This is a genomic window from Nocardia sp. NPDC052316 (genome assembly GCF_044547795.1).
In the GTDB taxonomy this organism is placed as follows: Bacteria; Actinomycetota; Actinomycetes; order Mycobacteriales; family Mycobacteriaceae; genus Nocardia.
Genome location: NZ_JBIUBB010000002.1, coordinates 682,849 through 695,127 on the forward strand (window position 1 = coordinate 682,849; position 12,279 = coordinate 695,127).

A 12,279-nucleotide genomic window follows, 5' to 3' on the forward strand; every position below is an offset into this window, starting at 1 on the left:
GCCGCCCGTCAGAACCGTTGTCACGCTTTAGAATCGCGCTGAGTTATGAACCGAGCTAAGGAGTTTCCGCCCGGAGTTACGGACCGTCACGCCTGGTCAGCCGCCGAGTAGGCCGAGGCCGCGTAGTTCGAGGGCGGCCAGTCGGCGGACGGTGGCTTCGTCGCCGCGGCGCCAGGCGTCGACCACGTCGGGGTCGATGCGGTCGAGTTTGCGCAGGGGCTGGTTGGCGAGGGCGCGCAGGGCGAGTAGGTCGCGTCCGCCGGGGGCGGCGCGCAGGCGGGCTGCTGTTGCGGCTCTGCGCATCCAGCGCACGCGTAGCGGCAGCCAGAGGAACAGCACCAGTCCGAGCGGGACGATCAAGAGTCCGAGGGCGAGGGCCATGGCGAGGTCGTTGACCAGGGCCTGCTGGTCGCTTCCGGCCTCGGCCATGGACCGGGCGGCCGCGGCCGCGCGCTCGAAGGGGGAGGTGAGATCGTCGCCGACCATCGGCACCCGGCCGACCTTCCGGCCGACGTCACCGAGGCTGTCGGCCATGCCGCCGCCCGCGCCTTCCAGCTTCTGGCCGGGCACCCCGAGCTGCTGCACCAGATCGTGCACCCAGAGTGCGGCCGTGACCGAGGCGTATACCCAGGCCACCACCAGCAGATCCGTGACCAATTGACGGGCGGCGACGGGGGCCCGATCGGCGTAAATCCTCACCTGTACGGAATTCCCCGGTGCGCCAATCGAAAACGGCACTTCCTACGCGCAATAACGCGGGCAATACTGTTCAGAGAGTGCCTTGGCGCGCGGACCGCCACAGGTCGACTTCGCCGTCATCGTCGAGCAGCGCGTCGATGTCGGCGAGCTCGTCGGCGCTGAATTCGAGATTGTCGAGGGCGGCGACGTTTTGCTCGAGCTGGTCGGTGGTGGACGCGCCGATCACCAGCGACGTCACCCGATCGTCGCGCAGCGCCCAGGCCAGCGCAAGCTGGGCCAGCGTCTGCCCGCGGCGATCGGCGACCGCGCCGAGTTTGCGCAGCCGATCGATCATCGCCGGGGTGAGCAACTCGTTCTGGAACGACTTGCCTTGGGCGGCACGCGATTCCGGTGGAATGCCATCGAGGTACTTCGAGGTGAGCAGCCCCTGCGCGAGCGCGGTGAACCCGATGACGCCGAACCCCTCCGCGCCGGCCGCGTCGAGCAGCCCCTCGGTCTCGATCCACCGGTTGAGCATCGAGTAGGACGGCTGATGGATGAGCAGGGGAGTGCCGAGCTCACGCAGCAGTGTGGCGATGGTGACCGAATCCTGCGCGGTATACGAGGAAATTCCTACGTACAGCGCCTTTCCCTGACGGACCGCGGTATCGAGCGCCGCCGCGGTCTCTTCCAGCGGAGTCGTCGGGTCGAATCGGTGCGAATAGAAGATGTCGACATAGTCGAGTCCGAGCCTGCTCAGCGACTGGTCGAGCGAGGCGAGCAGATACTTGCGTGACCCGCCGCCCTGCCCGTACGGACCCGGCCACATGTCCCAGCCCGCTTTGCTGGAGATGACGAGTTCGTCGCGGTAGGGAGCGAGTTCCTCGCGCAGAATGCGTCCAGCGTTGATCTCCGCCGCGCCGTAGGGCGGGCCGTAATTGTTCGCCAGGTCGAAATGCGTGATACCGAGATCGAAGGCGCGCAAGGCGATTTCACGCTGGGTGAGATAGGGGCGGTCATCCCCGAAGTTGTGCCAGAAGCCGAGCGAGAGCAGCGGCAAATCCAGGCCCGAGCGTCCGGACCGGCGATAGCGCATCGCGCCGTCGTACCTGGCGGGGTCGGGAACATATGCCATGGAGACCTCCTCATCAGCTGCACGGACGGTCCCATACTGCCCGACCGGTGCGCGGCGGCAGCCCGAGCCCGGGCGATCGGCGCGTCCATTCCCCAGTTATTCCTCAGTCGAGTTGCCGGACCAAATGTGGTTCCTTGATGAGGAATTCGACAGACCGAAGTGCGGCCCGCGCCGTCCGGGTCGAAATCGCGAACCACTCGAGGAGCTTTGCCATGCCCTTGTTACGACGCATGTTCGCAATCATGCTCGGCGCGTTGATCATCGTTGCGATGTCGGTCGCCACGGGATCGGCCGCCCCCACCGAAGAACGAGAAGTGTTCTCCCCGGACGGCACCATCGGCCGCGTTTCCGTGCCGGTCCGCCCGGAAGCCCCGGCCCCGCGCTCGGCGGTGCAGGCCGACGTGGTGACGATCCAGCAGACCGGGCCGTCCAGTCAGCGCTTCGATCTGGTGTTCGTCGGCGACGGATACACCTCCGCTCAGCTGGAGACCTACAAGCAGCACGCGATCAACCGGTGGAACGAGATCGCCCAGGTCGAACCGTTCAAGTCCTACAAGAACTCGTTCAACGTCTGGGCGGTGAACGTGGTCTCCCAGCAGTCCGGTGTGGACAACGATCCGCGCGGCACCTACCGGAACACCGCCCTGGACATGACCTTCTGGTGCGGCGGCACCGAGCGGCTGCTGTGTGTGAACGAGACCAAAGCCCTGCAGTACGCCCGGTTGGCGCCCGAGGTGGACCAGGTGGTCGCGCTGGCCAACACCACCAAGTACGGCGGGGCGGGCGGCAAGGTGGCGACGTCGTCCGGCGGCAACGCGCAGTCGGGGCAGATCGTGGTGCACGAGCTCGGGCACTCGGTGGCCGGGCTGGCCGACGAGTACGACTACCCGAACGACCGCTACACCGGCCGGGAGCCGCGCGAGGTGAACGCCTCGACCTACACCAGCGCGCAGATGCAGCAGAACAAGGCCAAGTGGTACCAGTACCTCGGCAAGCCCTCGCCGGACGGTGGCGTGGTCGGCACCTATGAGGGCGCGGTCTACCACAAGCGCGGGGTGTACCGGCCGACGCAGAACTCGCTGATGCGCTCGCTCGGTCGCGAATTCAACCTGATCGGGCTGGACGCGATGAAGGCCGCGATCGAGCGGAAGGCCCCGCCGACCCAGCACTGATTCATCACCGGATGCCCGGCCGCCCGGCCGGGCATCCGAGGTAATTCCCCTGAGCCAGCAGGTATTTCGAGTCTCGCACGGGAGCACCTCGTGATGAGTTGTGAAGGAGAACGCAATGGCATCCAGACAGCATCAGCACAGACGTGACCGGGGTGGGCCGCGCACCCGCGTGGTCGCGGCCCTCGGGTGGACCGTGCTGACCCTGCGACGGCTACCGCGGCTGGCCCTGTTGGTCGTGGCCGCGGCACTGCTCCTGTCCGGCGCGCCCGCGCTGGCCGATCCGACTAACGGCCCGGACGTCACCGGTGGTGAGGCACAGCCGACGTTCAACCCGAAGGCGCCGGTCCGGCAGGACCTGTGGGTGCGTGCCCCCGTGGACAGCGACCGGGACGGCAAGGACGACGAGGTGCACGTCCAGGTCGTCCGTCCGGCCGGCGCGACGGGCAAGCTGCCGGTGGTGTACCAGGCGAGCCCGTACTTCTCCGGCGGTAACGACGTCGCCAACCACAATGTGGACGTCGAGCTCTACGTGCCCGACGGCGCGGACGCACGACGGATGGCCCCGGCGCCGGGCGAGCTGCGCGCGCGGGTGGCCGAGGACCTGCGGGCCGCGGGCATCACCGTCGCCAACGGCCAGATCACCTGGCAGTACGAGGAGTTCTTCCTGGCCCGCGGCTACGCCGTGATGTACGGCGAGTCGCTCGGCACCGGCACCTCCACCGGCTGCCCGACCTCGGGCGCGCGCAACGAGACCATCGGCGCGCGGGCCCCGATCGACTGGCTCAACGGCCGGGCGAAGGCGCGCGACGCGCAAGGTAAAGCCGTGGTGGCCAATTGGGCCAGCGGCAAGGTCGGCATGATGGGTGTTTCCTACAACGGGACACTGCCCAACGCCGTCGCCGCCACCGGCGTGCCAGGACTGGAAGCCATCGTGCCCATCGCCGCGATCAGCAACTGGTACGACTACTACCGCGCGGCGGGCGCGGTGGTCGCTCCCGGCACCTACCAGGGCGAGGACGCCGACGTGCTGGCCAAGTACGTCTACACCAGGGCCGACCGGAAGATCTGCGCACCGGTGATCGACCAGCTCGAAAAGGACCAGGATCGGGTTACCGGTGATTACCTCGGCTTCTGGAACGAGCGCAACTACCTCAACGATGTCGGCAAGGTGCGGGCCGCGGTGCTGGCCGTGCACGGTCTCAACGACTTCAACGTCAAGACCAAGCATGTCGCGCAGTGGTACGACGCGCTGAAGAAAGCCGGTGTGCCGCACAAGATCTGGCTGCACCAGTCCGGCCACACCGACCCGATCAGCCTGCGCAGGGACGAGTGGTTGCGCACCGTGAACCGCTGGTTCAGCAAGTACCTGCTGGGCCGGGACAACGGGATCGACCGCGAGCCCAAGGCCACCATCCAGCGCGAGGACAAGTCCTGGGTGAACGAGCCGGAGTGGCCCGCACCGGCCACCTCGGCCGCGACTGCGGTGTTCCAACCGGGCGGCCGCAATACTGGCGGACTCGCGACCTCCGGGCCGGGGCGGGTCACCGAGTCGCTCGACGATGACGCGACCAAGCTCGCCGCTACCTTGGTCGCGGCACCGAGTTCGCCGAACCGTTTGGCGTACTTCTCCAAGCCCACCACGGCTCCGCTGCGGATCAGCGGCACGGTCGACGTCGCCCTGCGGCTGTCCTTCCAGCGTCCGGCGGCCAATGTCACTGCGCTGCTGGTGGATCGGTCCCCGGACGGCAGTTCGCGGATCGTCACGAGGGGTTGGGTCGACCCGCAGAATCGGGACTCGATCGACAAGACCAGCCCGATCACCCCGGGTAAGGAGTATGCGATCAACCTGTCCATGCAACCGCACGACTACGTGCTGGCGCGCGGACACAAGCTGGGCGTGGTGGTGTTGTCCAGTGACAACGAGTACACCCTGCGGCCCAAGCCGGGGCCCGGCTTCGGAATGAACCTTGCCGAGACCAAGGTCTCGTTCCCGGTGGTCGGCGGGCAGGCCGCCCTCAAGGCGGCGATCGGCTGACCCACCGCGATCCGGTCACGCCCGAAAACTATTGGGCGTGACCGGATCTCCGGTGTCTACCGCTTTGCCGCCACGGCGATCAACTCGCTGACCGCGCCAGGCGCGGAGACGCTGACCGCATGCGAGGCCGAGATCTCGACGGTGTGCGCGGACGCCCGCTCGGCCATGAACCGCTGAGCCTGCACCGGGATGTTCTTGTCCTCGGTGGTGAGCAGGGCGAACGCGGGGATGTTTCGCCAAGCCGCCGCGGCCGTCGGCTCCTGGAGCGCGGCGAGCGCGACAGGCCGCTGGGTCGCCGCCATCAGTTCGGCGACGTTCGCGGGCACGTCGGCGGCGAACTGGGCGGGGAACTCGTCCTGGCGGATGTACAGCTCGGTGCCCGAATTGCCGTCCGCGAGCGGGTAGTTCGCCGGGCGGGTGGTCGGGCCGAGGGTGGAGCCGGGGAATTTGTCGGTCAACTCCAGCGCGCTTTCGCCCTCGGCGGGAATGAAGGCGGCGATGTAGACGAGGGCCGTCACATTCACCTTGCCCGCGGCGGCGACGGTGATCACGCTGCCGCCGTAGGAGTGACCGACCAGGACGCACGGGCCGGCGATGTCGTCGAGGACCGAGCCGATGTAGGCGGCGTCGCTGTCAAGGCCGCGCAGCGGGTTGGCCGCTGCCACGACGGAATGTCCTTGTGCACGCAGCGTTTCGATGACGCCGTTCCAGCTGGACGAGTCGGCGAAGGCGCCGTGGACCAGCACGATGGTGGGCGAGGAGGTTGCTTCGGTACTCACGAATGTTCCTTAGGTCCGGAGGTATTGGTCACGCGGTGTGCAGGGCGGACCGCAGTACGGAAACCGCCTGCGCGACAGCTGCTTTGGCGGCGTTGGTGTCGTGCATGGAATTGACCATGACGAAGTCGTGGATGATGCCGCCGTAACGTGCCTGAACGACCGGCACACCCGCGGTGCGCAGCTTGCCCGCGAAGGCCTCGCCCTCGTCACGCAGCACGTCGTTCTCGGCGGTGATGACCAGCGCAGGCGGCAGTCCCGACAGCTGCTCGGTGCTCGCGCGCAGCGGCGACGCGGTGATCTGGGCGCGGTCCTCGGCGCTGGTGGTGTACTGGTCCCAGAACCACTGCATGCCTTCGCGAGTCAGGAAGTAGCCCTCGGCGAAGCGCTGGTAGGAACCGGTGTCGAAGTTGGCGTCGGTCACCGGGTAGAACAGCACCTGCTGCACGAAGGAGACGTCGCCGCGCTCCTTGGCCATCAGCGTGAGCGCGATGGCCATGTTGCCGCCGACCGAATCACCGGCGACGGCAATGCGGGTCGGGTCCAACGCCTTTTCGGCGCCCTGGGTGCTGACCCACTGGGCGACGCGGTAGGACTGCTCGTTGGCCACCGGGTAGCGGACGTCGGGTGAGCGGTCGTACTCGGGGAACACGACGGCCGCGCGCGTACCGACGGCGAGGTCGCGGACCAGGCGGTCGTGGGTGTGCGCGTCACCGAATACCCAACCGGCGCCGTGGGTGTAGAGGATGACGGGCAGCGGTTCGGTGACACCCTGCGGCCGGACGATCCTGGCCCGCACGGAACCGGTCGGCCCGCCGTCGACGGTGATCCACTCTTCATCGATCTCGGGCTGGTAAATCGGCGAGTCCTGCACCGAATCCACCGCCTTGCGGCCCTCTTCCGGCGGCAACTGGTAGAGGAACGGGGGCTGGGAGGTCGCGTCGACAAACTCTTGCGCGGCGGGCTCCAGGGAGATTCCGTGTGGGTTTCCGGTCATCGTTGTTCCTTTCGATAGGGAGTTGGGGTCCAGTCGGTCTCGGGAAGTCAGGCCAGCTCGGCGAGCGCGCCGGTGATGACGGCGGCGACCTCGGCGGGGTGGGTCTGCATGACCAGGTGCGGTGCGTCGATCTCGACCACCGAGCGCAGCCCCGCGCGCTGGTAGCCGAACCGCTCGACCTCGGGATTGATGGTGCGGTCGGCGCTGGACACGATGCCCCAGCCCGGCTTGGTCTGCCAGGCCGCCGCGGTCGCGGGCTCGCTGAAGGCGATCGCCGACAGGGGCCGCTGCGAGACCGCGAGCACCTGCGCGCGTGCCTTGTCGAGGCCCGCCGCGAACACCTCGGGGAACGCGGCGATGTCGACCGACACGTCGGTGCCCGGCTTGCCGTCGCGGATCGGGTACGGCGCGTAGACGAGGTTGGCGGCCAGGTCGGAGTCCGGGAAGCCGCCCTGCAATTGCCCGAGGCTCTCGCCGACTTCGAGGACATAGCCAGAGACGAACACCAGGCCGACGACATTGTCGGCGACCCCGGCGACCGTGATCACCGCACCGCCGTAGGAATGGCCGGCCAGCAGCACCGGCCCGTCGATCTGCTCTACGAAAGATTTGATGTAGGCCGCGTCCTCGGACAGGCTGCGGTTGAACACCGGCGGCGCCAGCACCCGGTGCCCCTCGGCGAGCAGCAGCTCGGTGACCGGCGCCCAGCTGGCGGCATCGGCGAAGGCGCCGTGCACGAGAACAATGGTTGTCGCGGAAGACATGGAGTTCCTTTCTCGATCGCTCGGATCGATGGCGTTGTGCCGCACTCAGTTTCCGCTGAGCAACCCGTCCGGCGCCCCTCCGCACCGGCCGCAAAAGCCCCCGATCAGGACACGGCGGCCGTCATCGGCTCGAACGCGGCGGTCGCGCCGGTGGAGCGAAAACGCTGCTGGTACTTGCGCGGTGAGATGCCGAGCCTGGCCACGAACGCGCGACGCAACGCCTCGCTGCTGCCGTAGCCCGCGCTCATCGCGGCCTCGGTGACGCTGTGCCCGGCGTGCAGCAGGTCCCTGGCAACCCCGAAGCGGATGAAGGCGACGTATTCGGCGGGGGAGCGTTCGAGCTCGGCGCGGAAGAGGCGGGTCAGGTGCCGGACGCTGACCATGGCATGCGCGGCCATGGTCTGCACGGTGTGCGGAAACGCCGGGTCCGCACAGATCAGGTCGACTACCTTGCGCACCAGCGGACTTCGCGGCACGGGTCCGCTCAGCGAGGCCGAGAACTGCGATTGCCCGCCTGCTCGCTGCATGTACACCACGAGCAACTGCGCGACCCGGCGGGCGACGTCGGCGCCGTAGTCCTCCTCGACCAGCGCCAGCGCGAGATCCACGCCCGCCGCGACGCCTGCGGAACTGTAGAGATTCCCGTCGCGCACGAAGATGGCGTCGGGGTCGACCGTGATGGCGGGGTATTTGCGGGCCAGGTCCGCGGCGAACTTCCAGTGCGTGGTCGCCCGCCTGCCGTCGAAGCGACCCAGTTCGGCGACGACGAAGGCACCGCTGCAGATCGAGGCCAGCCTGCGCGTGTTCCAGGACAGGTGCCGTGCGGCGGCGATCAATTCGGGGGTGACGAACCTCGCGGGCGGCAGTTCGCTGCCCGGGATCACCACGGTGTCGAAGTGGCCCGCGTCGGCGGCCGCGGCGCTGACCTCGATCCGCGCGCCGATCGAGGTCTGGACGTTCCGGCCGTCGGCGGAGAGCAGGACCACTTCGTAGCCCGGCACGGTTTGGTTGGCCTCCACGAAGACCTCTGCCGGGCCGACGAAGTCGAGCATCTTGACGCCGTCGAAGACCAGAATGCCGACCCGTCGGCGGGGCGGCGCAGCGAGGTTGGGGGCCATGTCAACCATTGTTGTGGAGCCACGCCTCCAGAACAAGGGATGTGGGCGATATCGCACAGCGGTTGGTACGGTGAGGCCATGGGACGGCCACGACAGTTCGACGAATCGGGCCTGCTCGACGCCGCTACCGAGCTGTTCTGGTCACAGGGTTTCGACGAGACGTCCGTCGAAGACATCTCCCGCGCGACCGGCGTCGGCAACGGCAGTGTCTACGCCGCCTACGGCAACAAGCAGGGCTTGTTCCTCGCCGCGTTCGAACGCTACTGCGAGCGGCGCGCCCGGTTCGTGCGCGAGGTCGTCGGCTCGGCCCCCGGCTCCGCGCGGGCCGCGGTGCGTGCCCTGTTCCAGGCGATCATCGAAGACTGTGCCGCGCAGCCGAATCGGCGCGGGTGTCTGATGATCAACAGCATCGCCCAGCTGAGCGGCCGGATCCCCGAGGTCGCCGCCATCGGCGCCAAGACCACCGCCGCGATGGAGCAGGGCGTCGCCGAACGGCTCTCTCCCGCAATGCGCCTCGGTGACGGCGAGGTGGACGACGCCGCGCTGTCGGCGCACAGTGCGAACATCATCGTCGTGGCGCAGGGCCTGATTCAGTTGAGTCGCTTGGGGACTCCGCGGGCACGCCTGAGGGAAATCGCCGATGTCTCCAGCGACGCATTGCCATCGGCGTGGGCCGATCGGGAAGCCAGCTGATCTATCGCACCTAGGTCCCGCGTGCCCGGGGCTACAGCTCAGCGGCGGCGGCCAGCAGCAGCTCCCGCGACCGTTGCGGCGTTTCGGCTTGCACCGCGAGTTGATCCATCACCTCACGGTAGAGGTGCAGATCCTCCCGGCGATCCAGATAGAGCGCACTGGTCAGCTGCTCGAGGTAGACGATGTCGGGCAGCTCGCTCTCGGCGAAGCGCAGCATGGTGAACGAGCTGCCCGCCGCCGCATGGCCGCCGGCGTGGTACGGCAGCACCTGGACGGTCACCTTGCGGCTTTCCGACATCGCCACCAAGTGTTCGATCTGTTCGCGCAGCACTCGTTTGCCGCCGATCGGGCGGTGCAGCACGGCCTCGTCCAGCACCGCCCACAGCGCGGGCCCGTGCTCGCTGCGCAGAATCTCCTGGCGCTTCCTGCGTAACTCCACGCGCCGGGCGGCCTCGCCGTTCTGGTGGCTGCCCGCGATGACGGCGTGGGTGTAGTCCTCGGTCTGCAACAAACCCGGAACCAGCTGGCCCTCAAAGGTTCTGATCGTCTGCGCGGCGCCTTCCAGTCCGAGATAGGTCTCGAACCAGGACGGCAGCAGGTCGTTGTAGCGATGCCACCAGCCCGGCTCGTTGGCCTTGCGCGCCAGGTCGAGGAACATCTCGCGCTGGTCTTCCTCGGTGACGCCGTAGAGGGTCAGCAGATCGAGGATGTCGCGGTCCTTGTATCCGGTCCGGCCAAGCTCGAGTCGGCTGATCTTGGCATGCGAGCCACGGATGTGCTCGCCCGCGGCTTCGCGGGTGATGCCACACCCCTCGCGCAACTTGCGCAGCTGTCCACCGACCGCGATGCGGAGCGCCGTTGGGCCGCGCTCCGCGACCCGCGAGTCGATACCCTTGATCCGGACCGGTTCCGCGACCATGACCTCTACTCCGATTCTCGAATCCATCGGCGAAATCCACGCACGGCTTCGTGACGGACTGCACCGCGCCACCCCTGATGGTATCGCCCTGGAACGTACTTTCAACCGAACTTGCAGCTGCCTGTGCAGATGGGTTGCAGGTCGGGTGACCAGCCGCCGCGAATCGTCCCGGGGTGGCGGCTCAGGCGTCGATCGGCCGGGGGTACGCGCTGCGCATCGACAGCCACCTGATGTCGAGGTCTTGCTCGAGGTAGTCCATGCGGTGCTCCCAGAACTCCTTCATGTGCGGCAGCTCGAGATGGCGATCGAGATCCGCCTTGGACCGCCACACCTCGTAGAAGACGAAGCTGCCCGGGTCGTCGGTGTCCTCGTGGAAGTGATACTCGAGCGCGCCCGCTTCGGCGCGGGTCGGCGCGACGAACGACAGTAGCAGCTCGCGCAACTCCGCTGCGCGTTCGGGTTTGGGGCGGGCGAACCCGACGAGTGCGAAGGGGACAGCCGGGGTAGGTACGATCTCAGTCATACCTATGGACCATAGAGTGACGGGAGGTACGATGCAATTCGTACCTGACGCGAGAGGTGAGCGGTGCCCGACCACGACGACCAGCCCAGCCCGGCCGAGATGGACCTCGGCGCGATCTTCGCCGCCCTCGCCGACCGGCACCGCCGCGCCGTCGTCCTGGCCCTGCTCGCCGAGCCGGACGGGACCGAGCGCCACTGCAGCTCGTTCGAGCTGCCGGTGTCCAAAGCCACACTCACCCACCACTTCCGGACGCTGCGCCAAGCGGGGCTGATCCGGCAGGTCAATCGGGGTAACAGCAATATGGCCCAGTTGCGGCGGGTCGAACTCGAGCAGCGTTTCCCTGGGTTGATGGAGCTGCTGCGTGCCGAAGTAACGGCTGATCGCGCTGCTGGCACCGCCTAGGCTGTCCGGTTCTGCGGTAGGAGACAGCGGTTGGCCGCGAAGTGTTGGCCCGGAGTTGGTGCGGCGGATACGTCCCGTCGCGGACACTCGAATCGGTAAGCGAGTCAACAGGACTCGGTTCATGGTGCGCAGCGGCGCGGGTGCGCGCCGGGCAGGGTGAACTGCCCGAGGCTACTCGGAAGGATTCGTGTGATGTTCGGTAGAGCAGCGGTGGCGAGCGCGTGTGCGCTGGCCGCGATCTTGCTATCGGTGCCACCCGCCGCCAACGCCTGGGGCGTGCAGGGGCACAACACCACCGGGGCGATCGCCGACCTGCGGTTGACCGCGACGGCGCGGGCGGAGGTCACGCGCCTGCTCGCGGGCGAGCCCGAGCCCACCCTCGCGGGCGTGGCCAACTGGGCCGACGAGGTGCGCGCCAACGATCCCGAGCTCGGGAAGCTCTCGGCGCCGTGGCATTACGTCAACATCGGCGAGAACGGCTGCGTCTACGACCCGGCGGTGAACGGCAACAACGGCCAGAACGTCATCGAGGCATTGCGCAGGCAGACCGCCACCCTCGCCGACCGGAGCCGTCCCGTCGCCGACCGCGGCCAGGCGCTGAAGTTCATCGTCCATTTCGTCGGCGATATCCACCAGCCGATGCACGCGGGATACGCCCGCGACCGCGGCGGAAACGAGGTCAAGGTGCAGTATCTCGGCCACAGCACCAATCTGCACTCGGTGTGGGACAGCCGGATGCTCGACACCCGGCACGCGAGCGACGCCGAAGAGCTGCAGCGACTGCTGGCGCTGCCTGCTCCCGATCTGCCGCCGACGCAACCGGATACCGACCCGATCCGCTGGGCGGAGGACAGCTGCCGGGTCCTGGAAACCCCCGGCGTCTATCCGGCCTCGTCCACCATCGGCGACGAGTACACCCGCCAATTCCTGCCGATCGCCGAGACTCGCCTGCGCCGTGCGGGGGAGTTGCTGGGACGTCTGGTCAACGCGGTGCTCGACCCACTGGCGGGCACGGGCTCGGCGGCAGGCTAGCCGATGCACGACTGAGCCGGGCCCGTGTCTGCACG

General features: G+C 68.0%; 13 protein-coding genes. 5 read left to right on the forward strand and 8 right to left on the reverse strand.

The window, feature by feature from the left end; all coding sequences use genetic code 11:
- Positions 1 to 96 precede the first annotated feature (96 nt).
- Together ACIHA7_RS09835 and mgrA are read right to left on the reverse strand one after the other, a co-directional pair.
- Entirely contained in the window at positions 97 to 699 is a 603-nt protein-coding gene (locus ACIHA7_RS09835) for a hypothetical protein (protein ID WP_397287590.1), read from the reverse strand.
- Positions 700 to 769: 70 nt separating this feature from the next.
- Positions 770 to 1,813 (reverse strand): L-glyceraldehyde 3-phosphate reductase, encoded by a 1,044-nt coding sequence (gene mgrA, locus ACIHA7_RS09840; RefSeq protein WP_397287592.1) that lies wholly within the window; start codon positions 1,811 to 1,813, stop codon positions 770 to 772.
- Between the two features lie 212 nt (positions 1,814 to 2,025).
- Between mgrA and ACIHA7_RS09845 the strand changes: the two genes are divergently transcribed.
- Both ACIHA7_RS09845 and ACIHA7_RS09850 read left to right on the forward strand, forming a co-directional pair.
- Complete coding sequence (locus ACIHA7_RS09845; RefSeq protein WP_397287594.1) at positions 2,026 to 2,985, forward strand: M64 family metallopeptidase; 960 nt, start codon at positions 2,026 to 2,028, stop codon at positions 2,983 to 2,985.
- Positions 2,986 to 3,100: 115 nt separating this feature from the next.
- Positions 3,101 to 5,020 (forward strand): Xaa-Pro dipeptidyl-peptidase, encoded by a 1,920-nt coding sequence (locus ACIHA7_RS09850; protein WP_397287596.1) that lies wholly within the window; start codon positions 3,101 to 3,103, stop codon positions 5,018 to 5,020.
- 56 nt (positions 5,021 to 5,076) lie between these two features.
- On the opposite strand, the gene ACIHA7_RS09855 is transcribed toward ACIHA7_RS09850, so the two are convergent.
- The 4 genes from ACIHA7_RS09855 to ACIHA7_RS09870 all read right to left on the reverse strand — a co-directional run bounded on the left by ACIHA7_RS09855 (position 5,077) and on the right by ACIHA7_RS09870 (position 8,675).
- Positions 5,077 to 5,799, reverse strand: coding sequence for an alpha/beta fold hydrolase (locus ACIHA7_RS09855; protein ID WP_397287598.1), 723 nt, complete (start codon positions 5,797 to 5,799; stop codon positions 5,077 to 5,079).
- Positions 5,800 to 5,827: 28 nt separating this feature from the next.
- On the reverse strand, positions 5,828 to 6,793 hold the full coding sequence (locus ACIHA7_RS09860) for an alpha/beta hydrolase (RefSeq protein ID WP_397287600.1): 966 nt from the start codon (positions 6,791 to 6,793) through the stop codon (positions 5,828 to 5,830).
- A gap of 47 nt (positions 6,794 to 6,840) precedes the next feature.
- Positions 6,841 to 7,557, reverse strand: a complete 717-nt coding sequence (locus ACIHA7_RS09865; RefSeq protein WP_397287602.1) for an alpha/beta fold hydrolase — start codon at positions 7,555 to 7,557, stop codon at positions 6,841 to 6,843.
- A 104-nt stretch (positions 7,558 to 7,661) separates the two neighbouring features.
- Positions 7,662 to 8,675: a GlxA family transcriptional regulator gene (locus ACIHA7_RS09870; protein WP_397287604.1), complete on the reverse strand. Its 1,014-nt coding sequence runs from the start codon at positions 8,673 to 8,675 to the stop codon at positions 7,662 to 7,664.
- A 78-nt stretch (positions 8,676 to 8,753) separates the two neighbouring features.
- On the opposite strand from ACIHA7_RS09870, the gene ACIHA7_RS09875 reads away from it, so the two are divergent.
- Positions 8,754 to 9,368 carry a TetR/AcrR family transcriptional regulator gene (locus tag ACIHA7_RS09875; protein ID WP_397287606.1) on the forward strand — a complete coding sequence of 205 codons (615 nt, stop codon included), beginning with the start codon at positions 8,754 to 8,756 and terminating at the stop codon, positions 9,366 to 9,368.
- A 31-nt stretch (positions 9,369 to 9,399) separates the two neighbouring features.
- On the opposite strand, the gene ACIHA7_RS09880 is transcribed toward ACIHA7_RS09875, so the two are convergent.
- Positions 9,400 to 10,287 (reverse strand): helix-turn-helix domain-containing protein, encoded by an 888-nt coding sequence (locus ACIHA7_RS09880; protein ID WP_397288707.1) that lies wholly within the window; start codon positions 10,285 to 10,287, stop codon positions 9,400 to 9,402.
- Between the two features lie 181 nt (positions 10,288 to 10,468).
- Positions 10,469 to 10,810, reverse strand: a complete 342-nt coding sequence (locus ACIHA7_RS09885; protein WP_397287608.1) for a putative quinol monooxygenase — start codon at positions 10,808 to 10,810, stop codon at positions 10,469 to 10,471.
- A 63-nt stretch (positions 10,811 to 10,873) separates the two neighbouring features.
- Between ACIHA7_RS09885 and ACIHA7_RS09890 the strand changes: the two genes are divergently transcribed.
- Positions 10,874 to 11,212, forward strand: coding sequence for an ArsR/SmtB family transcription factor (locus tag ACIHA7_RS09890; RefSeq protein WP_397287610.1), 339 nt, complete (start codon positions 10,874 to 10,876; stop codon positions 11,210 to 11,212).
- A gap of 192 nt (positions 11,213 to 11,404) precedes the next feature.
- Positions 11,405 to 12,244, forward strand: a complete 840-nt coding sequence (locus tag ACIHA7_RS09895; RefSeq protein WP_397287612.1) for a S1/P1 nuclease — start codon at positions 11,405 to 11,407, stop codon at positions 12,242 to 12,244.
- Positions 12,245 to 12,279: the final 35 nt, after the last annotated feature.